The sequence below is a fragment of the Mycobacterium sp. SP-6446 genome (assembly GCF_001954045.1).
GTDB lineage: Bacteria > Actinomycetota > Actinomycetes > Mycobacteriales > Mycobacteriaceae > Mycobacterium.
The window spans coordinates 1-22444 of record NZ_MBEM01000085.1 but is presented as its reverse complement, the minus strand read 5'-3'; the positions used below and the strand labels follow the sequence as shown (position 1 = coordinate 22444).

At 66.9% G+C, this 22444-nt stretch carries 21 protein-coding genes and 1 pseudogene; 11 read left to right on the top strand and 11 right to left on the bottom strand.

Features of this window, described 5'->3' with window-relative positions; all coding sequences use genetic code 11:
• Window positions 1–10: 10 nt before the first annotated feature.
• Window positions 11–1540: a PPE family protein gene (locus tag A5736_RS07005; protein WP_076245287.1), complete on the bottom strand. Its 1530-nt coding sequence runs from the start codon at window positions 1538–1540 to the stop codon at window positions 11–13.
• Between A5736_RS07005 and A5736_RS26700 the strand changes: the two are divergent.
• Together A5736_RS26700 and sigC are read left to right on the top strand one after the other, a co-directional pair.
• Window positions 1499–2329, top strand: a pseudogene (locus A5736_RS26700) (DUF2275 domain-containing protein); the annotation flags it as partial. The gene A5736_RS07005 and the pseudogene A5736_RS26700 overlap by 42 nt on opposite strands.
• 174 nt (window positions 2330–2503) lie before the next feature.
• Window positions 2504–3058, top strand: a complete 555-nt coding sequence (sigC, locus tag A5736_RS26695; RefSeq protein ID WP_233148105.1) for an RNA polymerase sigma factor SigC — start codon at window positions 2504–2506, stop codon at window positions 3056–3058.
• On the opposite strand, the gene A5736_RS06995 is transcribed toward sigC, so the two are convergent.
• The 4 genes from A5736_RS06995 to A5736_RS06980 are packed head-to-tail and all read right to left on the bottom strand — an operon-like array spanning window position 3055 to window position 6447.
• On the bottom strand, window positions 3055–3783 hold the full coding sequence (locus A5736_RS06995) for a cobalt-precorrin-6A reductase (RefSeq protein ID WP_139333179.1): 729 nt from the start codon (window positions 3781–3783) through the stop codon (window positions 3055–3057). The genes sigC and A5736_RS06995 overlap by 4 nt on opposite strands.
• A complete protein-coding gene (gene cobM / locus A5736_RS06990) occupies window positions 3780–4535 on the bottom strand; it encodes a precorrin-4 C(11)-methyltransferase (RefSeq protein WP_076245317.1) in 756 nt (251 codons plus the stop codon). The genes A5736_RS06995 and cobM overlap by 4 nt, the downstream gene beginning before the upstream one ends.
• Complete coding sequence (gene cbiE, locus A5736_RS06985) at window positions 4532–5701, bottom strand: precorrin-6y C5,15-methyltransferase (decarboxylating) subunit CbiE (RefSeq protein ID WP_076245283.1); 1170 nt, start codon at window positions 5699–5701, stop codon at window positions 4532–4534. Before cbiE ends, cobM begins: the two co-directional genes overlap by 4 nt.
• Entirely contained in the window at window positions 5698–6447 is a 750-nt protein-coding gene (locus tag A5736_RS06980; RefSeq protein ID WP_076245281.1) for an SDR family NAD(P)-dependent oxidoreductase, read from the bottom strand. Before A5736_RS06980 ends, cbiE begins: the two co-directional genes overlap by 4 nt.
• Before the next feature lie 35 nt (window positions 6448–6482).
• On the opposite strand from A5736_RS06980, the gene A5736_RS06975 reads away from it, so the two are divergent.
• The 6 genes from A5736_RS06975 to A5736_RS25885 all read left to right on the top strand — a co-directional run bounded on the left by A5736_RS06975 (window position 6483) and on the right by A5736_RS25885 (window position 12034).
• Window positions 6483–6893: a F420-dependent biliverdin reductase gene (locus A5736_RS06975; RefSeq protein ID WP_076058517.1), complete on the top strand. Its 411-nt coding sequence runs from the start codon at window positions 6483–6485 to the stop codon at window positions 6891–6893.
• Window positions 6894–7146: 253 nt separating this feature from the next.
• The gene (locus A5736_RS25890; protein ID WP_076245279.1) at window positions 7147–8721 is read left to right on the top strand and encodes a hypothetical protein; all 1575 of its coding nucleotides are present in this window, start codon (window positions 7147–7149) and stop codon (window positions 8719–8721) included.
• A gap of 22 nt (window positions 8722–8743) precedes the next feature.
• A complete protein-coding gene (locus tag A5736_RS06965) occupies window positions 8744–9052 on the top strand; it encodes a hypothetical protein (RefSeq protein ID WP_076245277.1) in 309 nt (102 codons plus the stop codon).
• A 1-nt stretch (window position 9053) separates the two neighbouring features.
• On the top strand, window positions 9054–9314 hold the full coding sequence (locus A5736_RS06960) for a hypothetical protein (protein WP_083667225.1): 261 nt from the start codon (window positions 9054–9056) through the stop codon (window positions 9312–9314).
• Between the two features lie 327 nt (window positions 9315–9641).
• A complete protein-coding gene (locus A5736_RS06955; protein WP_254848305.1) occupies window positions 9642–10586 on the top strand; it encodes a hypothetical protein in 945 nt (314 codons plus the stop codon).
• Window positions 10587–11578: 992 nt separating this feature from the next.
• On the top strand, window positions 11579–12034 hold the full coding sequence (locus A5736_RS25885; protein ID WP_139333177.1) for a hypothetical protein: 456 nt from the start codon (window positions 11579–11581) through the stop codon (window positions 12032–12034).
• Window positions 12035–12108: 74 nt separating this feature from the next.
• On the opposite strand, the gene A5736_RS06940 is transcribed toward A5736_RS25885, so the two are convergent.
• Together A5736_RS06940 and A5736_RS06935 are read right to left on the bottom strand one after the other, a co-directional pair.
• Window positions 12109–12633 carry a hypothetical protein gene (locus tag A5736_RS06940; protein WP_076245274.1) on the bottom strand — a complete coding sequence of 175 codons (525 nt, stop codon included), beginning with the start codon at window positions 12631–12633 and terminating at the stop codon, window positions 12109–12111.
• Between the two features lie 506 nt (window positions 12634–13139).
• Window positions 13140–13448, bottom strand: a complete 309-nt coding sequence (locus tag A5736_RS06935; protein WP_217695738.1) for a hypothetical protein — start codon at window positions 13446–13448, stop codon at window positions 13140–13142.
• Between the two features lie 55 nt (window positions 13449–13503).
• Here A5736_RS06935 and A5736_RS06930 point away from each other — a divergent pair, with 55 nt between their 5' ends.
• Window positions 13504–14217, top strand: a complete 714-nt coding sequence (locus A5736_RS06930; protein WP_217695737.1) for a DUF5631 domain-containing protein — start codon at window positions 13504–13506, stop codon at window positions 14215–14217.
• 54 nt (window positions 14218–14271) lie between these two features.
• Window positions 14272–14592 carry a DUF2563 family protein gene (locus tag A5736_RS06925; protein WP_076245270.1) on the top strand — a complete coding sequence of 107 codons (321 nt, stop codon included), beginning with the start codon at window positions 14272–14274 and terminating at the stop codon, window positions 14590–14592.
• On the opposite strand, the gene A5736_RS06920 is transcribed toward A5736_RS06925, so the two are convergent.
• Entirely contained in the window at window positions 14589–16844 is a 2256-nt protein-coding gene (locus A5736_RS06920; RefSeq protein ID WP_076245309.1) for an alpha/beta hydrolase-fold protein, read from the bottom strand. The genes A5736_RS06925 and A5736_RS06920 overlap by 4 nt on opposite strands.
• 25 nt (window positions 16845–16869) lie before the next feature.
• On the bottom strand, window positions 16870–17997 hold the full coding sequence (locus A5736_RS06915) for a Xaa-Pro peptidase family protein (protein WP_076245307.1): 1128 nt from the start codon (window positions 17995–17997) through the stop codon (window positions 16870–16872).
• 52 nt (window positions 17998–18049) lie between these two features.
• Here A5736_RS06915 and A5736_RS06910 point away from each other — a divergent pair, with 52 nt between their 5' ends.
• A complete protein-coding gene (locus A5736_RS06910) occupies window positions 18050–19006 on the top strand; it encodes a 5'-3' exonuclease (RefSeq protein WP_076245268.1) in 957 nt (318 codons plus the stop codon).
• Between the two features lie 18 nt (window positions 19007–19024).
• Here A5736_RS06910 and A5736_RS06905 read toward each other — a convergent pair whose 3' ends face one another.
• Together A5736_RS06905 and A5736_RS06900 are read right to left on the bottom strand one after the other, a co-directional pair.
• A complete protein-coding gene (locus A5736_RS06905; RefSeq protein WP_076245266.1) occupies window positions 19025–19792 on the bottom strand; it encodes a DUF4333 domain-containing protein in 768 nt (255 codons plus the stop codon).
• A 51-nt stretch (window positions 19793–19843) separates the two neighbouring features.
• The coding region (locus A5736_RS06900; protein WP_076245265.1) for an RNA helicase at window positions 19844–22444 on the bottom strand (2601 nt) is incomplete at its 5' end.

Sequence of the window (22444 nt, the reverse complement as noted above, 5' to 3'; positions counted from 1 at the left end):
ACCTCTTTCCCTAGTCCTGGTCCCAGCTGCCCGGCATCATGGGCACGGTCGGGCCGTCGCTCAACCCGTCGCCGGTCACGGTGATCAGCCCCGCGGGCTGGGGTCCATCGGATTTGGCTGCGGCCCCGGCAAATCCGAGCGGTCCAGCGCTCTGCGCGGAAGCCCAGGCGCCCTCCGGGTCCATGAATTCGTAGCGGTATCCGAGGTCCTTGGCCGTTGCCCCGCGCCGTCGGCGGGCCCGGGCTCGCTGGTCCGCTGCCGCGGCGGCCGGTGCGTCGGCGTCGTCGGGCGCCGGTTCCCCGGACTTGCGGCGCGCCCGGCTTTGGGCGCTACTGCGTCCCGACAGTCCGGACAGGCCCACGGCATACAGCGAGTCGGAGATTCCCGCGCCGATTCCGTCGGTCGCCGTCGGGCCGAAGCCAACTCCGGGTCCGCCGCCGACCGGTCCGCCACCCGACGCCGTGGCCACACTTGGCGCCGGGCTGGAAGCCGTGGCGGTGCTCGCGTTCGCCGGGGTGCTGGTGGACATTGTCGGCGTCGGAGCCGGCGTGGTGGCCATCGGCGCCGGCGGTGCCGTTGCCAACGGCACGCTCACTGCCGGCGCAGCGGCGGCGGCGGCACTCACAGCACCGGCAACAGCCGCGGCCACACCTGCGGCAGCGGCGGCGGAGACAGCCGCGATCATGACCGGGGCAAGCATTACTCCCAGCTGAGCCGCTTGTACTAAGGGCCAGACGAGCATCAACGAATGAAAGATGAACCAACCCAACGCTGTGGCCAGCGCGGGGCTCATGCCGGGAATTTGCATGAAGAAGGAGGACACCGCGTTGGCAAATGGCACCGCGTCAATGGGCCAGCCGTCGGGGTATATCTCCTTCCCGAGCGGCCAGAGGATGTTTTGGGTGAAGTCCGAAAGTGCCTTCGCTAGCTCGTCCTGCCACGAGGTGACGGTAGGAGTCTCGGAAGCCGTATTCGCTGCCGCTGCCTGGACCTCGCCGCCCGGAGTGACTATCTGCGGCGCGGGCGTCGTCGCCGGAACCGCCGCCATGGCGGATTCGCTGACGGCCTGGTAGGTGGTCATCGTCGTGGCTGCCTGTACCCACATGCGCGCGTAATCCGCTTCGTTCACCGCGATCGGGATTGTGTTGACGCCGAAGAAGTTGGTGGCGACCAGCACGGCGTGGGTGGCGTGGTTTGCCGCGAGCTCGGCCAGCGTCGGCATGGTGGCCAGCGCCGTGGTGTAGGCGGCGCCCGCCGTCGTGTGCAATGTTGCCGCCGCGGTGCTCTTGCTGGCGGTGTCGATCAGCCAGCTCAAGTAGGGGACGTGTGCCGCCACGTATTGTTCGGCGCTGGGCCCATCCCATGCGCCACCCTGCACGGCGCCCAGTAACGCGACGAGTTCGTCTGCTGCCGTGGCATATTCGGTGCCCAGGGACGTCCACGCTGCCGCCGCGGCAAACAGCGGCCCGGGTCCCGGGCCGCTGCTGAGCAATGTCGAATGCACCTCCGGCGGAAAGGCGATCCAGATCGGGGCGGTCATCGTCGGCGGCCTTCGAGCGGAAACACGGATACCTCTTCGATGAGTGTTCGTGAGTGTGAGGGTGCTTGCCTCCAGTGGTCGGTTTGCCGTGCGGTTTGGTTCCACGTCATTTTTCGCGCGCCCTTTGCGCGCGGACCGGGCATGCGCAACGATGCAGGGATGCGGTGTGACGTTGCCCGTGAGGCGCTTTCCGCGCGATTGGACGGCGAGCGTCCCCAAGTGCTCGCGCAGCAGGTCGACGCGCATCTGGAATCGTGCCGAAGTTGCCGCGCCTGGCTGATCGGTGCCGCCGTGCAGACCCGCCGGCTGGCCTCGATGGAGCCCGGCGATGCACCGGATCTCGTCGACAAGATTCTGGCGAGCGCCGCCGCCGAGTCCACCGCGTATCAGCGCGCGATGCGCTGGCTGCGATCGCACTATCGGCGCTGGGGCCTGATCGGCGTCGGCGCGTTCCAGGTCGCGATCGCCGCGGCCCAAATCAGTGGAACCAATTTCGGCATGGTGTCGATGCACATGCACGGCGCGATGTCCGGAGAGCATCTGATGCACGAGTCCACCGCATGGCTGCTGGCGTTGGGCCTGGCGATGATGGCCGCGGGCATCTGGCCCGTCACCGCCATCGGGGTCGCGGCGATCACCGGCGTGTATTCGGTCGCGCTGTTGAGCTACGTGATCGTCGACGCATTCAACGGCGAGGTCACCGTGGCACGCATCGCCAGTCACGTGCCGGTGCTACTGGGCCTCGTATTCACGTTGCTGGTGGCGCGGGAGCGCGCCGGGTCGCATCGGCCGCGCAGGCGCGACAGCGACGCCGATGTTGAGCACCCCAGCCCGCCCACCGCGTCGGGTCATGCTCGGCGCCGTGGACACCTATGGCCGATCAACCGGTCGTCAGGCCCCCTTGCCGCCTCTACGACAACCCGTCGTAGACTCGCCGTGCCCGCGCAACTAAGGTGGTTGGCCATGACCGCGTCAAGCGACGACGAGGCCGTTACCGAACTCGCTTTGGCGGCTGCACGCGGGAATGCGCGAGCGCTCGAGGCGTTCATCAAGGCCACCCAGCAAGACGTGTGGCGCTTTGTCACCTATCTGTCGGACGCGGGCGTCGCGGACGACCTGACACAGGAGACGTACCTGCGGGCGATCGGCGCGATCGAACGATTTTCCGGACGCTCCACCGCCCGAACCTGGTTGCTGGCCATCGCCCGTCGTGTCGTGGCCGATCACATCCGCCACGCCCAATCGCGGCCGCGCACAGCGCCCGGCGCCGATCCCGAGCAGGTGCTCAACGGCGACCGTCACGCCCGCGGCTTCGAAGACCTCGTCGAGGTGACGACGATGATCGCCGGCCTCACCGCCGAACAACGCGAGGCCCTGCTGCTCACCCAGCTGCTCGGGCTGCCCTACGCCGACGCCGCGGCCGTGTGCGGTTGCCCGGTGGGCACCATCCGGTCGCGGGTCGCCCGCGCCCGCGACGCGCTGCTCGCCGATGCCGAACGCGACGACCTGACCGGCTAGTCCAGTCCGGCTACCCAGTCGGCCGCCTCTTGCACGGTGCCCACCGCCGTCACCCCGGCCGGCAGCGGCGGGCGCGCCACCATCACCACCGGAATGCCCAGCGCCGCAGCGGCATCCAGCTTGGCACGGGTCATGTCGCCTCCGCTGTTCTTGGTGACCAGCGCGTCGATGCGGTGCTCACGCATGATGGCCAACTCGTCGTCGTAGTGATACGGGCCGCGGGACAGCAGCAACTCGTGGTGGCGCGGCAGCGCGGTGGCGTCGGGTTCGGTCACCGTGCGGATCAAGAACCAGGCGTCGCTGCCGGCGAATGCGTTGACGCCGGAACGGCCGGTGGTGAGAAAGACACGTGAATAACGTTGCCGCGCAACGGCTTCGGCCGCCTTGCTGTCATCCGTGACGATGATCGCGTTGTTGGGGTCCCATGGCGGGCGGGCCAACACCAGGTGGGGTATCCGCAATTCGCGGCACGCTTCGCTGGCGTGGTCGGTCATGGTCGCCGCAAACGGGTGGGTGGCGTCGACGACGGCGTCGATGCGCTCCTCCTGTAGCCATCGCTTTAGGCCGTGCACACCGCCGAATCCGCCGATGCGTACCGGCCCCACCGGCAGCGCCGGGTCTGGTACCCGGCCGGCCAGCGAGCTGATGAGGTCGACCTTGGGGTGCAACGTTTTCGCCAGCGCGCGGGCCTCGGCGGTGCCGCCGAGCAGCAGCACCCGCATCAGTGTGGGCCTTTGGCGCGGCGCGCGGCCGAATACAAGTAGCTGTCGGTGAACCCCTCGGCCGCCAGCACGTCGCCGACGATGATGACCGCGGTCTTGGTGATGGCGGCGTCTCGCATTTGCCCGGCGATGTCGGCAAGGGTGCCTTTCAGCACGCTCTGGCGCGGCCAGCTGGCGAAAGCCACTACCGCGGTGGGTGTTTCGGGTCGGTAGCCGCTGGTTAGTAGCTGCTCGACGATGGCGTCGATCTGCGCTGCGGCCAGGTGCAGGACGAGGGTGCCGCCGGATTGGGCGAGGGTGTGTAGGTCTTCCCTCGGCGGCATGGGTGTCGACAGGGTGGACACCCGGGTCAGGGTCACCGTCTGCGCGACGCCGGGGACGGTGAGTTCGCGTCTGAGCGCGGCCGCGGCTGCGGCGAAAGCCGGTACGCCCGGGACGATTTCGTAGTCGATGCCCAGCGCGTCGAGCCGGCGGCACTGTTCGGCGAGCGCGCTGTAGAGTGACGGGTCGCCGGAGTGCAGCCGCGCAATGTCGTGGCCCGCTTCGTGCGCGAGTTTGAGTTCGGCGATGATCTGGTCGAGCGTCAACGGGCCGGTGTCAATGATTTTCGCGTCGGGCGGGCAGAGGGCGAGCAGCTCATCGGGCATGATCGAACCGGCGTAGAGGCATGTTCGGCATCGCTCGAGCAGGCGCTGTCCGCGGACGGTGATCAGGTCGGCCGCCCCGGGGCCGGCTCCGATGAAGTACACCGTCACGGTTTTGTCACCGCCCACTGTGTGACCGGATGCTGCGGGCGCCATCCGGTGAAGCCGCCCAGCGGCTCGCCCCGATAGTGCTGGAAGCGGCGCAGCTGGCCGCCGAGGCGTGAATATGCCTGCAACAGGACGGTTTCGGACTCGGTGGTGACAGTGTTGGCGACCAGCCTGCCCCCGCTGGGCAGGTTGTCGAGGCACGCGTCGAGCAGACCCGGCTGCGTCAGGCCGCCGCCGATGAAGATCACCGACGGCGGTGGGGCGCCGTCGAACGTGTCCGGGGCTTCACCGCGCACGTCGATTTCCACGCCGGACGCGGCGGCGTTTGATTCGATGTTGAGGCGGCGTTGCTCGTCGCGTTCGAAAGCCACCGCACTGCAACCCTTCCAGCGCAGGCACCACTCGACCGCGATGCTGCCCGAGCCCGCGCCGACGTCCCAGAGCCGCGCGCCCGGCCGCGGCCGCAGGGCCGCCAAAGTCACCGCGCGGATTTCGTATTTGGTGATCTGCCCGTCGTGAGCGAACGCGTCGTCGTGCAGCGGTGACACGCGTTCGTCGGGCAGGTAACGGATGGCGATGACGTTGAGATCGTCGATGTCTGTGGGTGCGTCGTTGGCCCACTGGCGCGCGGTGCCGTCGCGACGGCGTTCGGTTGGGCCGCCGAGATTTTCGAGCACGCTGTATTCGGACTCGCCCCGGCCGTGGGTGTTCAGTTCTACCGCCAGCGCTTTCGGTGTGGACGCGTTCTTGGACAACACGATCGCCTGGCCGCCCCGGCGCACCGCCGTGTGTGGCTGCGCGGTGACCAGGCTGATCACCTCGGTGTCGTGAAAGTTCCAGCCCATGCGCGCGCACGCCAGCGTCACCGCCGAGACGTGCGGCAGCACCCGCACCCTCTCGGTGCCGTACAGGCGGATCAGGGTGCCGCCGATGCCGTGCGTCAGCGGGTCGCCGCTGGCGACGACGTGGATGTCGTCGTCGACCGGCAGTGCTTGCAGGGCAGGCAGCAGCGGCGACGGCCACTCCCAGCGGGCGGCGGCCACGGTGTCGTCGAGCAGGGCGAGTTGTCGTTTTGCGCCGTAAATGATTGTTGCCCTTTGTAATTCGGTGCGCGATGCCGGGGCCAGCCCCGCCATACCGTCGGCGCCGATACCGACCACGGTGATCATCGCGGCATCCTTCGCCAGACGAATCGCGGCAGCAGCCGCATCACGACAGACGCGGGCCCCAGCGCCCACGGGATCCACACCGTGCGCCGGCGCTTGGCGAGCGCACGCGCGGTTGCGGCGGCCACCTTTTGCGGGGTGGTCGGCAGCGGCGCGGGTGTCATGCCCTGCGTCATGCGCCCGACGACGAACCCCGGCCGGGCGATGAGCAGGTGCACCCCGGTGCCGTGCAGCGCGTCGGCCAGGCCGCTGGCAAAGCCGTCCAGGCCCGCCTTCGCCGAGCCGTAGACGTAGTTGGCGCGGCGCACGCGCGCTCCAGCGATCGAGGAGAACACGACCAGCGCTCCTGTGCCGGCCGTCCGCATGGCGGCGGCCAGATGCGTGAGCATGCTGACCTGGGCGACGTAGTCGGTCTGGACGATGGAGATCGCGTGGGCGGCGTCGGCCTCGGCGCGGGCCTGGTCGCCGAGGATCCCGAAGGCCAGCACCGCGGTGCCGATGGGGCCGTGGTCGGCGACGATCGAGGCGACCAGCGGGCCGTGCGAAGCGAGGTCGTCGGCGTCGAATTCCCTGGTGTGCACCGCCGCGGCCCCTGCTTTGGTCAGCGTCGCAACCTGCTCGTCGAGCTGATCTGCTCGGCGCGCGGCCAGGATCACCGTCCTTTCCGGGGCGAGGCACCGCGCGAGTTCGATGCCGATCTCGCTGCGGCCGCCCAGAATTAGTACCGGACCTGCGCCCGTGTCATCCACGGCTGCGATTATGACCTGCGCTAGCGTGGGCGTTGATGGCGAACACCACTACGCGGCTCACGGACGACGCTCTGGCGTTTCTGTCCGAACGTCATCTGGCGATGCTGACCACGCTTCGCGCCGACAATTCACCGCATGTGGTGGCCGTGGGTTTCACCTTCGATCCCAAGACGCATATCGCGCGGGTGATCACCACTGGCGGTTCTCAGAAGGCCGTCAACGCCGACCGTGGCGGGGTGGCGGTGCTCAGCCAGGTCGATGGGGCTCGGTGGCTGTCGCTGGAGGGCCGGTCCAAGGTCAACAGCGATGTCGACGCCGTGCGCGACGCCGAGCTGCGCTATGCCCAGCGCTATCGGACCCCCCGGGCCAACCCGCGACGGGTGGTCATCGAGGTACAGGTGGAGCGGGTGCTGGGGTCGTCGGATCTGCTCGACCGTAGCGAGTAGCGCGCGGTTGGTTCGCCATTCGTTTGGGGATTGCAGTGAATTGACCAGCGTCTATTGCTGGGATTAGCCTCTCGGCATCAGCGGACAGGTCGCCGCGGCAATCTCGAACCGGACAGCTTGAAAGGGTAGCGATGTTCGTCAACAGCCGAATCTCGCACTCGGGGGCGAACCGGCCTCAGGGCACTGCGTGTGTGGCTGCCCTTGAGCTCGCTGACACGGAGGCGGGCGATGTCGCGGGAGTGCGGGCAGTGCGATGCAGCTGCGCTACATAAGCATCGCGGCGCTGATCGCCGAGGCCGGTGGTGATCCTTGGGCGATCAACCAAAGCCTGCAAGCCGGGCGTCCGGCCCAGATTTCCGACCTGGCAGAGGCGTTTCATTCGGCGGCCCGTTGCACTACCGAGTCCAGCAAGGCCTTCGATGAAGCCCGTCGCCGCTTCGAGGCATCGTGGAATCGGGACAACGGCGAGAACCCGATCAACGACTCGGCCGAAGTAGAACGCGTAACCAAGTCACTGGGAGCGCAGTCCGAACAGCTGCCCAAGATCGGCGTCGAGTTGGAAAACATCGCGGCCGCGCTAGCGGAGGCACAGCGAACCGGCGCAGTGCAGATCTCGAATTTGGAAGGCCAGCTCGAGCAGCTCGACAACGAAATCGGCCGAGCGGTCGAAGAGGAAAAAGACATCCATCTCAGCCCCGGTTATCGACGCTTGCTCGAGGCGCTCATCTCACATCTAGAACAGCAAGCCATCGACGACACCAAATCAGCGCTGGGCCAGCTTCAGTCACTACGCAACGGCTACTCAGACCGCCTACAAGGTTCGTTGACTACGCTCAGCAACGACGGCTATGACCCTGCCATAATCCAGCCGGTGGATGCCCCTGGGACGCCATCCAAGGCCGAACCCATAACCAACAAACGGCAGAATGAAATCGATGCATTCGCAAAGGTTTTCGGCCGGCCGCCGAGTTCCCCGGCTGACTGGGATACCGCCGCGGCCCTGGATCCGCACAGCTATGACCCGAAAAACGGCGGTGTGCCTCCGAACATCGTTGTCGGGCGAATCAAACCAGTGCCCGGTCAGGGCGTCGTGCGCACGAACCTGTTCATCCCGGGCCGAGCGGTTTGGGACCCCCAGGTCGATTGGCCGCCGTTCCACGACAATCTCGGTGATAACCGAGGTTTCTCGCCCACAGTTGGCCCCGAAGAGTCAAGGGTCTCGATATTTGTCGACTACGAGAACGGCATCATCGTGGCCCGACAGAATCCATCGGTCGACGCAACGACGGGCCAGATTCGCGCTGGCACACCCAGCATCTCGGCCGTCCAACAAAGTAACGGCTCAGTCCTGGTCAAGTACAGCGCCGCCGACCCATTCTCGCCAGGCGGCGAAAGTCTCGCGAAGGCAACGTCATTCGACGTAAATGGCACCATCGCGATCGAGCCATCGGCAGGGGGTCCTCGCGTCGGTGGAACGGTGACGAATTTCCCCGCGATCGAGATCTACAGCGACCAAGCGGGAAGGGCTACGACGCCGCTCGTCCAGTCGTGGCCGTTCTTCGTTGATGGGGCCGGTGGGCCGGCCGCGGGTCTTGGGTGGCACAAGCCGATCGGGGACGCGGCTATCGAACTGGGCTTTAACGACCAGTTTCCAGCTCCGAAGATTCCTGCCCTCCCCCATCCGGGGCACGTTCCGCCGGTAGCGCCGATTGCGCCGCCGCTGGTCGCGAGCCCGCCAGGTACATATCCACTCGGCCCCGTCGACCATCCGCCGGAAATCGGCGTGCATGATCCGGTTGTCATGCTGCCGGCGTTACCGTCCAAATAAGCACGCGCCACATGGGAGTCACATGAAAGAGCCGGTCGATTGGATACGGGCGGTGTTTTCTGGGGCAGTCATCGGTGGCGTTCTGTGGGCGATCATGGTGAAGATGCTGGCAGTGCTCACGCATGGCCACATGTCCATTCGTGACGTGTATAGCTTCCTTCCCCTGGTATCCCTCGGTGTTCTCGCCGCCGGCGTGGTTCTGTACATATACTCCAAAAACGCATTCTGGCGCAGTACAGCAATTGGTGTGATCTTGGCGCCCCTGACCGGGTGGTCGATTCTGGTGTTCGTTTCGCTGACCATCGTCCTTCCGATGCACCGGATGCACTGACGTGACGTCGTCCGACTACATAGGTCCGTTCGACCGGGCTCGCGAACGACCGGTCCAACTCGTCGCGGGGCTGTTTGTCGGCGTGATGTCGACGATGCTGACGTTCGGTTTCCTGTGGTTTTTTGCGCCCATATTTCCCCTCATGCTTTGTGGGTTGACAATGGCCTTCCGCCGTACATCCGCCTTCTCGGTGGGCGCTTTCGCAGCCTTTTTCGGCGTCTTCATTTTCGTGGCGCTATTTGCGGTGCTGTACTACATATAGGTAAAACCTGCCGACCGAATTGTCGGCACAGCCACACCACAGCCAGGACCGACACTCAGTCGACAACAGCGGCCCTGACTGGCGTCGCAACACTGGGTGAATTGACCGGTGTCAAAGCCGTCGTTAGCCTCAGAATCGGTGTGCGCGGGGGCACAATGTAGGTCGGACCTGCAGCATTCGGGTAACCCACACGCGAGGAAAGGTAGCGATGGTGATCGGCACTGGTTCGGCTGGGCACGGCAGTGGACCGGTCGGGCTGCGCGAGCGGCCATCGGTGCGTGCCCATCCCTTCAACCTGTTCCACGTCACAGTGCCTAGGGGGGCGTGATGGGTGGTGGCGACGGTCGGATTCAAATAATTCTCGATCAGCTCGCACAGCTGAGCGATTCGCCGCCGCCGCCCGGCATCCCGCCCGATCCGCTTGCTACGGGGCGCTCGTACATCAGCCAACTGCTGAAAATCCTTGGCATGGCGTCAAATAGCGGCGATCCCGGTGACATGACGGCCGCGCAAGCCGGGTATGACGAGCGTGGCATGAAAACCGGTGACGCCCTTACCAAATTCCCTGCCAACGAAGCAGATTCGTCGGCGAAGCTGGCCGCTTCGGGCGGTCAAAACGAGATGTCGCAGATGCTTCAGCAGATCCCGCAGATGGCGTCCGGCCTTGCCGGCAGCCTCTCGGGTGCCCTCGGCGGTTTGTTGCAACCGCTGGGTCAGATGACGCAACAGGTCGCTCAGATCGGACAGCAAGCGATGCAAGCAGGTATGAGCGGGCTGCAGCATGGCACGGGAGCTGCGGCGACAGGTGAGGCCATTCCGGGTGAATTGCTCGGGGCCAAAGGCGGTGCCGGTGAGCTTGGCGGTGGCGGCGGTGGCGGTCTCGGCGGCGGCCTAGGCACCACTCCTACCGCGATGCTTGGGCCGCTTCCCGCCCCGTCCGCCGGTACCGAGCCCGCCTCGGCGCATAGCGCTACCCCACCGCCAACCAACGCATCGACGCAGCCCGCGGTGCAAAGGGGCGCGATGGGCGCGATGCCGATGATGCCGCCGGGCGCCATGCACGGCGCGGGCGGGACGGGCAGCGATGCAAAGGCCGACACCAAACGCGTCGTTGCGCCGTCCGTAAAGAACGGCGCCCCCGTGCAGGGTCGTATCACCACGCCCCCGCCGACACCCGAGGTGACCAAACGCGCTGAGGGCAAACCGATTGCGAGTCGGCGGATCCTGCTGCCCGATCACAAGCGGGAAGACGACGCGGACTCAAGCCGCTAAGCCGCGACCGATGCTGGGTGTTGGCCAGCGCTAGCTGTTGAGTCCAAATCTCGGAACCAGGCGTGGCATCACTGCTAACGGTGGCAATCGTCGCAGCCGGCACACGTCGCACAAGCCGCACAAATGGACATCCACGAAACTTTGAGATTCGGTATCAGCGGCTGATCGTCGACAGCGTCAGATGAGCTCGCCGGCCCCTGGATGGCTCCATTTAGTGAGACAAATTCAAGCGCCAGCGAAAGTGACTTCCGAAGCTACAAATGAACGATACGATCCACGACGTGTCGAACCCATTTGATCCCCCGGCTGTACCACTGCCCCGGCCACCTGGAACGCCGCCCCGTCCAGACCGGCCGAGGCCGTGGCTAGCTCTTATCTCTCTCATCGTCGCGCTATTAGCGATATGCGTCGCAATTGGTGCGTGGTTTCGTCCCACACCGCGTAACAATCCACCATCCGCACCACCGGCACCTTCTTATAGCGACCAACAAATCGCAGACGCCAAAACGAAAGTCTGCGGCGCATATAAGAAAGTGCATCGCGCACTCGAGTTGAGTTCAGCACGGAATGGCGGCACCGACCCAACCGCAATCCTTGGCGTAGCAACCAGTGGGCGCCAAGTCCTCGATGGGGGCAGCCGCTACCTCATCACCAAGCTGTCCGACGAGCCAGCGACGCCGCCGGAACTTGGCGGGGCGATTCGAAATCTTGCTAATGCATACCAAGAACTGACGATCAGTTACCTTGGTGGGCTCACAAATTCTGACACTGAACTACAGCCGACGCTACAAGCTGCGGACGACGCCTCCTCCAAAATCGACCGACTTTGCAAGTGACCAACAAGCGTTCAGATGTATTGGTGGGTGACTACCGATACTGCTGTTTGACGATACGATCAGAGGGTGTCGGTACTGCCCCCACCTTCCGTTCCTCCGCCCGTCCCACCCCCGTGGCCGCCGGCACACCCAGCCGAGCGAAGGCGGCAGTGGCCGATGTTTGCGCTACTCGTGGTCGCCCTCTTGATGACACTCGGCATTGCGATTGTCGGCTGGTTTCGGCCAGTGCCAGCAAAACCCGCACCTCCGCCGCCCACGTACACGAGCCAACAGGTCGCCGAGGCTAAGGCGAAAGTATGCGCCGCTTACGCGAAGGTGCACAGCGCGGTCGGAGTCAGTATGGCTCGCGACCTCGGAAGCGACCCTACTTCACAGCTCGCGGTCGCGACGAGCGCACGACAAGCTCTACTTGCGGGCAGCGAATACCTTATAACCACACTTTCTGAAGAGCCCGCGACCGCGCCAGATCTGGCAACTGCAATTCGAAAGCTTGCAAGCTTATTTCAGCAATACACGGTTGACTATTTGAATGGGCACACGAATGCTGATATGGAATCGGCGTTACGCGCTGGCGATGATACAACTTTGACAATTGAAGGCTTGTGCAAATGATATTTCCGCCCGGGGAATGGTCATTTCTGCTCGTTGGCGACCAATGGCCAGATGACCAAGACCTGATGGCGCTTTCACACGGGAAGGTGAATCGCGGACAAATCAAAGTTGGGTTTATGCATTTCGCAGACATGCTTCGCAATGCGCAAACCGGTCCGCTCGCCGAACAGCAGGGCTATACGGCCGATGATCTCCGCAACGCTTTCCAGCAGGGTGAGAGTCAAGCGCGGCGGATTGCTGAAAAGAACGGCACCAAGGAGGGCGCGTACAGCAACGCCTACGACAGCATGGAGAGCCTCCAACACGATCTGACCAATTTGGCTAACGAGGGTAATCAACGGATCAAAGAGATCCAGGACTCCAAAGAGCCTGCGGCAGCGAAGGTGCCGCAGATTGTGGCCGCAATAAACCAGTATCGTGCGCTGGCTGGTCTTGCTGCAGCGAAATATAGCGGCAATGTCTTCGATGCGATGCAGCGGATCCTGGACGAGGAGGCCACGGGGCAGTCCGCCCGTCAGTTCGCGCAGGCTCACGGCCTTGATGTCGGACAAATGTTCCGACCGCCAGAAAACCAGCAGGAATTGGAAAAACAGGTCCAAGGAATGCTCGACAAGCCCGGCTCGACAATGGGCTTTACCGAGCGGTCAGGATTCACCGGGACATCCGAGGCGCTTCCACCAGCACATGGCACCGCTACACCTGGTTCGGCGATGAACATCGGTGGCAGCGGCCAATACGCGGCGCCAGCGCCTGCCCCAGGGCCATCTGTCCCCGGGCCTGGCTCAAGAATGAACATCACTGCCGCTGCGAGCAATCCGCCAACACCAACTCCCGGAGTGACCACGCCGGCGCCCGCTCCGGTTACAGGACCGGCCGCGCCGGGGACGCCGAGCGCAGCAGGCTTTCCCGCCGCCCAGGCGCCGTCGATGCAAGGCACAACCATGCCATCGGCTCCGGCCGCGCCAACACCCTTAACCGGCGGCACGCCAATGGCACCGACGGGCCCTGTGCAAGGCACGACCCCAGCGCAATTGATGCAGAGCTTCGACCAGGGACTGCAGACAGGCGCGCCGTTGTCGAATGCAGCCGGTGCGATTCCGCCTCCTCAGATGACGCCGACAGACCCGGCGGCCGCCACGACCCCGTCGGCCGGCGTCAGTGCCCCGGTAACCGCGCAGGCGTTCGATGCACCAGCTCCCGTCGCGCACGCGCCAACGGCCGACGCGACTCCGGCGCCGCAGGTGGTGGCGGGGCCAGCCACCACGGGAGGACCGATCGCGGCCGCGCCCCCGCCGTCGGGCCCTCTCCCCGCGTACGCCTCCGACATCAGGCCCTCGATCTCGGCGGCCACAGCACCCTCCGCGCCGGCGAGCGCGCCTTCGACGATGCCAGCTTCGGCACCGGTCCATCCCACAGCCGGACAGGCCACGCCGGCCCAACCGACCGTGGTGCGTCGAGAAGCCGTGCCGATGCCACCATCGTCACCGTCGAGCCTTGGATCCCAGGCCGTCGCGGCCACGGCGACCGGCGCGGTGGCGGGCGCGGCATCGGCCAACGCCACCGCGAGGGCCCGCTTGCAGCGACTAGTCTTCGCCGTCGCCCGCCAACAGCCCCGGCTGTCCTGGGCGGCCGGTGACCGCCCCGACAACACCACCGTGCTGGCAACCGATCTGGCCAGCGGCTGGATCCCCCCGGGCATCGATCTCCCATCCGCGGTCAAGCTGCTGCCACCCGAACGGCGCCGAGGCGATCTCGAGGCTCTCCTCGGCGAAGTCAGCGTCGCCGCCGGCTACACACCCATCCACCACATCCCCGAGGACGACGAACCAGTCGTCACGTCGCCGAGGGCTCGACGCCTGCCCGACATCGACGAACTCGGCTGGGAGCTCAACCAAGCCACCCAATGGCGCGACGGCCTGCCGCGGCTTGCCCACACGCTGGCCAAAGCGGCATCCGCGGGCACCGGTGTGCTGGACAAGGAAGTCGACCAGCTGCACGAGCACCTGGCCACGATCAGCGCCCGCGTCCTCGACAACTATCCGGACCACGTGGATCCCAACGACATTGGCAATTGGCAGCTGCTGGCCGCCATCGATGCACTCATCACCGGCGACAAGACATCCGCCAACTATCACCTCGCGTGGTTCAAGGCCTGCAGCACAACGACAATCGGCCAAAGGTGAATTGACCTGCAAATCCGCCGTATTAGAGTTACTCCTGTTCGAAAGGGATTAGCGATGGAAGTCGACACCGGATTGCTGCACTCGGGGGGCAACGAGTCGCACCGCGCGGGTGGGCACGCCCAGGAGGCGGCCGGTCACCTGTCGCGCGGGCCGCTGGCGCCCGGGATGTTCGGCCAGTTCGCCGCGGCCGAATCGTTTCACGAAGCGGTCACATCGGCGCATGCTCAGCATGTGAAAACGCTGCAGGCACATCAAGAAACGCTGACGACTGTCGGCAAGAACGCACACCTGGCCGCCGACGGCTTCACGGACATGGAAGAGCACAACGCCGCGCAGCTGCGAGCGGTGCGACCCAGCTCTGCCACACTCAGTTAGCGAGCCGGCTCCCCCAATGTGATTCGGTGCCGTCCCGGTGACACCGCCACGGTCGATCCCGTCGGCTCACCGTCGAGTCGCACCTGGACCCCTGCCGGCAGTTCGCCGAGCGCGATTTTCGAATCGGAATCGGTGGCGACGGTTATCGTCGACGACGGCAACGACGCCAACCCGGCGCGCCGCAGATCCACTGTGAGACTGGCAACCCCACTCAATCGCAACGTCAGATACGGCAGCGGGTCGACGGGCAATCCCACGCGCCAATCCAGCTCGCTGTACAACCCGGGCGAAGGCTCGAAGTTGAGGATGACGCCGCGGCGATGCCGAACGGTGTGCGTTGGATCCGGCCGGGCATACGACCGCGCATCCACCGACGCGACCGCGCCGCGCCGAGCGGCAACCGCCGGATCCGCGGTCAGCTCCGAGACCCACCACGCCCGATCGGGACCGATACCCAGGTCGGCCCGCACCAGCTGCGGATACCACGCGAACGTGATATGTCCCGGATCGGCTTGGCGCACACCGGTTCCCATGTGGGCGATCGGATCCTCGAACTTGTCCTGAAACACCCAGGCGATGTGATCCTCAAACGGATACACGGTGAACCGGTGGCGGTAGCCGAGGCGGTCGAGTTCGAGCACCTGCTCGGCTGCCGAGGCGAACGGCACCAGCTCGTCGACCAGCCCGTGTGCAATGACATACGGCAGCCAGCGGGCGTTCACCAGTAACTTCCACGTGTCGCCCTCGCGGGCGCACGGCGAATCCGGGTCCAGGTCGGCCGGAATGTCGACATTGGGCAGGAGGCGCACGCCGCACGTCGGCGGGCCGGCGAGCACGACGGCCTGCGCGAACACCTCCGGATAGCTCAGCCCGAACTTGTAGGCGGCATAGCCGCCCATCGAATAACCCGACACCACAGTGCGATTGGGATCGGTACCCAGCTGTTCGGCCACCCGCGCCCACACTTCCCACACGTCGAGCTCGCCGGTGTCGAAGTACCAGGTCGACGGGCCCCGGGCCAGCGGCGTGACCACCACCGAATTGCGGCCCTCGCACACCTCGTGCAGCAGCCGCGGATCGATCGCGGCAAACTGGCTCTGCCCCAACGCAAGCGAGTGCAGCAGCAGGGTCAACGGCAGACCAGGCGCATACGTCGAAGGCAGGCAGACCGCATACGGCTGAACCCGGCCGAGGAATTGCGGCTTGGTGCTCAAGATATTTTCCGCCGCCCAGCCTTGTTCCACGCCCTGCCCGAGCTCGACCGAGGACACGTACCACCGCGTCGATGGGCCGGTGATCACAGGTTCGGGCGTGGTTTCGCCCGCCGCCAGCTGCTCCCACTGCACGGTCACCGCAAACTCCGACACGTCGCCCTGCGTCAGGGCCGCGGCCTGGGCGGCATCCGACCAGAAGTTCAGGTGCGCCGGCTCCTGCTCGTTGGTGCGAAACGCCACGTTGTAGACGTTGGGTTGTCCGGGCAGCGCGCCATGCCCGGCGGGCACGTCTGCGAACCCGTCCCCCGCAGCGTTGGCCAAACCCGCGACCAGCCGCACCGTCCAGCTGCTGGCCAGCTCGACCGACGTCCGGGGAACCTGCGCCACGAACGAGCGCGATGCCATATCGACGCTCTGCTGCACCGGTGTCCTAACACCAGTGGTCAGGTCGATCAGCGCCGCGCCGCGGCCCGAGACCAGCAGGGCCCGGTCGATACCCGGCGAGCGCACGCCCGCCCCAGCTGGCCACTGCTCCGGCGCCGACCGGCTCGGGTCGGTATCGAAGGCGAACAGCGCGATCGGCACCGAGGCGTCCACCAGCGTGTTCCAGTCGATCCGCCACCACGTGTGGGTCTCGGTGAGCCCGATGGCCACGCGAAAGATGTCGGCGCCGTTGCCGGCCGCGGGACCGTCGGGATAGACGTAGGTGCCGCGCGGCGGCGCCTGAATCTTCAGGTCGCCGACCGGCAGGCCCGTCGCGCCGTGGTCGTCGTAGAGGAAGTCGGTCCAGAACAGGGCGCCGCCGGCGACGCGGCCGCTACCGCAGGTGCGCGGGAAGTCCTCACCGAACGGCCATCCGGCCGGCGACGGAAGTTGCGGCTCGGGCCGACGCGCCGCGGGCGGCGCCCCCTCGGGCATGCCGTCGACCACGATGAGCTCGGCCGGCGGCGCCGGTGGGGGCGAGACGGGGTGCAACACCGCGTCGGTGACGTGTCGTGCAATGCGGATCGGAAGCAGGGCTAGGTCCAGGATTGACACCACGCCCAACCTACGCGCACGGCCACTACGGCACTGGTACGACGACCAACTCGTGCGGCTGATTGTTGACGGCCAACGCGCCGTCCTCGGTCACCACGACGATGTCTTCGATGCGGGCGCCCCAGCGGTCGGGGAAGTAGATGCCCGGCTCGATGGAAAACGCCATGCCCGCGGCCAGCGGAAGGTCATTGCCCGCGACGATGTAAGGCTCTTCGTGAACCGAGAGGCCAATGCCGTGCCCGGTGCGGTGCACGAAGAACTCCGCGAGCCCGGCCTGGGCCAGTACGTCGCGGGCGGCGGCGTCGACCTGCTCGGCCGTCACCCCCGGACGCACCGCGTCGAACGCCGCGCGCTGGGCGCGCTGCAGCACCGAATAGTGTTCGGCCACATCAGATTTAGGTTCGCCGATGCTGTAGGTGCGGGTGCAGTCCGAGTGGTAGCCGGGCTCGTATGCTCCCCCGATGTCGACGACGACGATGTCGCCGATCTGCAGTTCACGATCCGAATAACCGTGGTGGGGGTCGGCGCCGTGTGGACCGGAGCCGACGATGATGAATGCCACATCCGAATGCCCTTCGGCCACAATGGCTTCGGCGATGTCGGCGGCGACGTCTGCCTCGGTGCGGCCCGGCCGCAGAAACTCCGGCACCCGCGCATGCACCCGGTCGATGGCCGAGCCGGCCTTGCGCAGCGCGTCGATCTCGCACTCCTCCTTGACCATCCGCAGCCCGCGTAGGACGCCGGTGGCCAGCACCGGCAACACGCCGAGCACACCGGCCAGCGGCAACAAATGCGCCGCCGGCATGGAATCGGTGACGGCCGTCGCGACCGTGCCGCCACCCAGCGCGGCGCCCACCAACCGGTACGGATCGTCGCCGTCGACCCAATCACGCACCGCCAGGCCGAGTTCCGGAATCGCCGATGCCCGCAACGACGCCAACTCCAGCCGCGGCACCACGACCGTCGGCGCACCGGAGGCCGGCAGCACCAGAGCGGTGAGCCGCTCGAACGTCTGGGCCCGCGACCCGACGAGGTAGCGCAGGTCGTAGCCCGGGGTGATCACCAGGCCGGCCAGCCCGGCGTCGGCGGTCGCGGCGGCCGCGGCGGCCAGCCGGCGGGCATACACCGCGGCGTCGAATCGGTCAGAATCCATGGCAGCCAGGCTAACCCGCGCCGGCGTTCGGCGGCGTGAGACCATTGCCGGCATGCCCGCACCCGTGTTGCTGCTCGACGGCGCCAGCATGTGGTTCCGCTCGTATTTCGGAGTGCCGTCATCGATCACCGCCCCCGACGGCCGGCCGGTCAACGCCGTGCGCGGATTCATCGACTCGATGGCCGTGGTAATTACCCAGCAGCGGCCCGCGCGGCTCGCGGTCTGCCTCGACCTGGATTGGCGACCGCAATTCCGGGTGGACCTCATCCCGTCGTACAAGGCACATCGGGTGGCCGAGCCGGAGCCGCCGGGTGAGCCCGACATCGAGGAAGTGCCCGACGACCTCACCCCCCAGATCGACATGATCATGGAGCTGCTGGACGCGTTCGGGATTCCGACGGCGGGCGCGGAAGGTTTCGAGGCCGACGACGTGCTGGGCACGCTGGCGGCGCGGGAGCGCCGCGACCCCGTCGTGGTCGTCAGCGGAGACCGCGACCTGCTGCAGGTGGTCGCCGACGATCCCGTCCCGGTCCGGGTGCTCTACCTGGGCCGCGGGCTGTCGAAGGCGACCCTGTTCGGGCCCGCCGAGGTGGCCGAACAATACGGCGTGCCGGCGGATCGGGCGGGGGCGGCCTACGCCGAACTGGCGCTGATGCGTGGCGATCCGTCCGACGGCCTGCCCGGTGTGCCCGGCGTCGGCGAGAAGACCGCGGCCACCCTGCTGGCCCAACACGGCTCGCTGGAGCGGATCCTGGCCGCCGCACAAGATCCGAAATCCAAGATGGCCAAAGGCCTACGGGCGAAACTGCTTGGCGCCATCGATTACATCGAGGCCGCGGGCCACGTGGTGCGCGTGGCCACCGACGCGCCCGTCAACCTCTCGACACCAACCGACGAGCTGCCGCTGGCCGCCACCCACCCCAAACGGACCGCCGAACTGGCGACCGAGCTGGGCGTCGGGTCGTCGATCGGCCGCTTGCAGAAGGCGCTGGACGGGCTGCCCGGCTGACTGATTACCGAGAGCGGGCTACTGGGGCCGGCCCACCTCGTAGGTGCCCTTGTTGTCCTGGAAGGTCACCGTCACGTGCTTCGTGGCACCGTCGATGCTGACGCTGCAGTCGAACGTGCCGCCCTTCTTGACCGTCGGGTCCTGACCCTTGTTGCACTTGACGTCCTTGACGTTCTTCGCGCCGTAGCCGTTGGTCTCATCGGTGAGGACCTGCTGCACGCCTTGCTGCGCCTTGTTGACGTCCAGTTTGGTGGTGACGAAGAACCCCGGCTCCCAGAAGCCAAGTACCAGCACGACGGCGATGACAAGAAACGCGATCGCGCCGGCGATGCCGCCGATCAGCGCGACGGAACGCTTCTTACCCGGTTGCTCGTAGGGCGGGTACTGCTGCGGGTACTGGCCCGGCTGACCGTACTGGGGCTGGCCGTACTGACCCGGCTGTCCGTACTGCGGTTGCCCGTACTGGGTCGGTTGGCCGTACTGGCCGGGCTGACCGTACTGGCCCGGTTGCCCGTACTGCCCCGCCTGACCGTACTGGGGCTGGCCGTACTGGCCCGGCTGCCCGTACTGGCCGGGCTGTTGCGGGTAGGCCTGCTCGGTCGGCTGCTGGTACTGCGGGTATTCCGCGGGCGGCGTGTACGCCGGGGCCTGCCACGTCGGCTCCTGGGCGGGCTGCTGCTGCTGTTGCCACGGCGAACCCACCTGGGTCGGTTCCTGGGACCGATCGACACCCTCGCCGGGCGGTTGCCACTGCTGGCCCGGGTCCGATCCGTGGGGTCCGCTCATCGTGTCTCCTCGCCTCTTGGTCTTTGGCTGCCACCGTAGCTCGGGCTCAGCCTACCCGGCGTCAACTGCGACGACGCCGCGCCGAACCTCATTGATAGCGCGCTTGGCGGTTGCTCGCAGCTCGGCATCCGGGGCGGCGTTGCGGACCTGGTCCAACAGGTCGAGCACCTGGCGGCACCACCGTACAAAATCGCCCGCCAACAACGGCGAACCGGTGCCCGACGGATCGGCGGCGGCCAGCGCCGCGGCCAGATCGCCGGTACGCGCCCAGCGATAAACGACGGTGACAAAGCCGTCGTCGGGTTCACGGCTCGGGCCGATCCGGTGAGTCTGCTCGTCCGCGCGCAGCGCGAGCGACAGCTTGGACGTCTGATTCAGCGCCTGCCGCAATCGCGATGTGGGCGCCTCGGCGGCAAACGGGCCCCCGGGGCCGTCGCCGCCGCGGCTCTCGTAGAGCACCGCCGAGACCACCGCCGCCAACTCGGCAGGTTTCAACTCCGCCCATGCTCCGGTGCGCAGGCATTCGGCGACCAACAGATCGCTCTCGCTGTAGATCCGGGCCAGCAACCGGCCGTCGTCGGTGACGCGCGGATCGGTCGCCGGGCCTTGGATGAACGCACGCTCGGTGAGCAGACCGACGATCCGGTCGAAGGTCCGGGCCAGCGAATTGGTCGCTGCGGCAACCTTTTTCTCCAACTGGGCGTTGTCGCGTTCGATGCGCAGGTAGCGCTCGGCCTGACGCATCCGCTCCTCCAGGCCGGCGCTGTTGTGGGCGGGGTGCCGGCGCAGTTGCTCCCGCAACGACGCGAGCTCCGGGTCGTGAAACGCGCCGTCGGCGTCGCCCCCGCGACGGCGCTTCGTCGGGACATCCAGCCCGGCTGCGGCGGATCGCAGGGCCGAGGCCAGATCGCGCCTGACCCTGGGCTGCCGGTGTTCGACGCGCTTGGGCAGCGACATCGAACCGACCGGCGCCGAGGCACCCGAATAGTCCGCCGACGAAATGCGACCGGCCCACCGGTGTTCGGTGAGCACCAACGGCCGCGGGTCGGAGCTGTCGCGGGCTGATTCCAGCACCACCGCCAGTCCCCCGCGCCGGCCGTGGGTGATGCTGATGATGTCCCCGCGGCGTAGCGCGGCCAGCGCGTCGCTGGCCGCCTGCCGTCGTTGCAACCGCGACGCGCGCGACTGCGCGCGCTCGAGCTCGGAAATCCGGGCACGCAGCCGGGCGTATTCGAAGATCGGCGCATCGGCCCCGCCGAGTTCGGCGGCGATCTCGTCGAGCAGCTGCCGCCCGCGTTCGATGCCGCGCACCACGCCGACGACGGAGCGGTCGGCCTGATATTGGGCGAACGACTGCTCCAGCAACTGATGCGCCTGCTCGGGGCCCATGTGCTGGACCAGGTTGATCGTCATGTTGTACGACGGCGCGAACGAGCTGCGCAGTGGGAACGTGCGGGTGGAGGCGAGCCCGGCCACCGCGGACGGCTCGGTGGTTTCTTCGGCGGGATGCCACAGCACCACCGCGTGACCCTCGACGTCGATGCCACGCCGGCCGGCGCGCCCGGTCAACTGCGTGTACTCCCCCGGCGTCAGCGGCACGTGCTGCTCGCCGTTGAACTTCACCAGCCGCTCGAGAACCACCGTGCGGGCGGGCATGTTGATGCCGAGCGCCAGGGTTTCGGTGGCGAATACCGCCTTGACCAAGCCGGCGGTGAACAGCTCCTCGACGGTATGCCGAAACGCCGGCAACATCCCGGCGTGGTGGGCCGCCAGCCCGCGCAGCAACCCTTCGCGCCATTCGTAGTAGCCCAGCACCGCCAGGTCGGAGTCGGCGAGATCCCCGCACCGGTGCTCGATCACCTCCGCGATATGCGCGCGCTCCTCCTCAGTGGTCAGCCGCAGCGGCGAGCGCAGACACTGCTGGACCGCGGCGTCACAACCCGCCCGGGAGAACACGAAGGTGATCGCCGGCAACAAGCCCTCGGAATCCAGGGTTGCGATCACGTCCGGCCGCGACGGCGGGCGGTAGAAGCGCGGCCGGCCCGGGCCGGCGCGTCCCGACCGTCCAGATCCCCGGCGCGGCTGCCAGTCCGACATCCGGTCGGCCTCGCGGCGATGCGCGATGTGCCGCAGCAGTTCGGGATTGACCCGCGGCTGACGATCCGTGGCCGGCTTCTCGTTCTCGTAGTCGAACAGGTCCAGCAGGCGCTTGCCCACCAGCACGTGCTGCCACAGCGGAACCGGCCGGTGCTCGTCCACGACCACCGTCGTGTCGCCGCGCACCGTCTGGATCCAGCCGCCGAATTCCTCGGCGTTGCTCACCGTCGCCGACAGGCTGACCACCCGCACCTCGTCGGGCAGGTGCAGGATCACTTCCTCCCACACCGGGCCCCGCATCCGGTCGGCGAGGAAATGCACCTCGTCCATCACTACGTACGAAAGTCCTTGCAGCGCGGGCGAATCGGCGTAGAGCATATTGCGCAGCACCTCGGTGGTCATCACCACCACGGGCGCGTCGGCGTTCACCGACAGGTCGCCGGTGAGCAACCCGATCCGGTCGCGGCCGTAGCGCAGCGTCAGGTCGGTGTGCTTCTGGTTGCTCAGGGCCTTCAGCGGCGTGGTGTAGAAGCACTTGCCGCCGGCCGCCAGCGC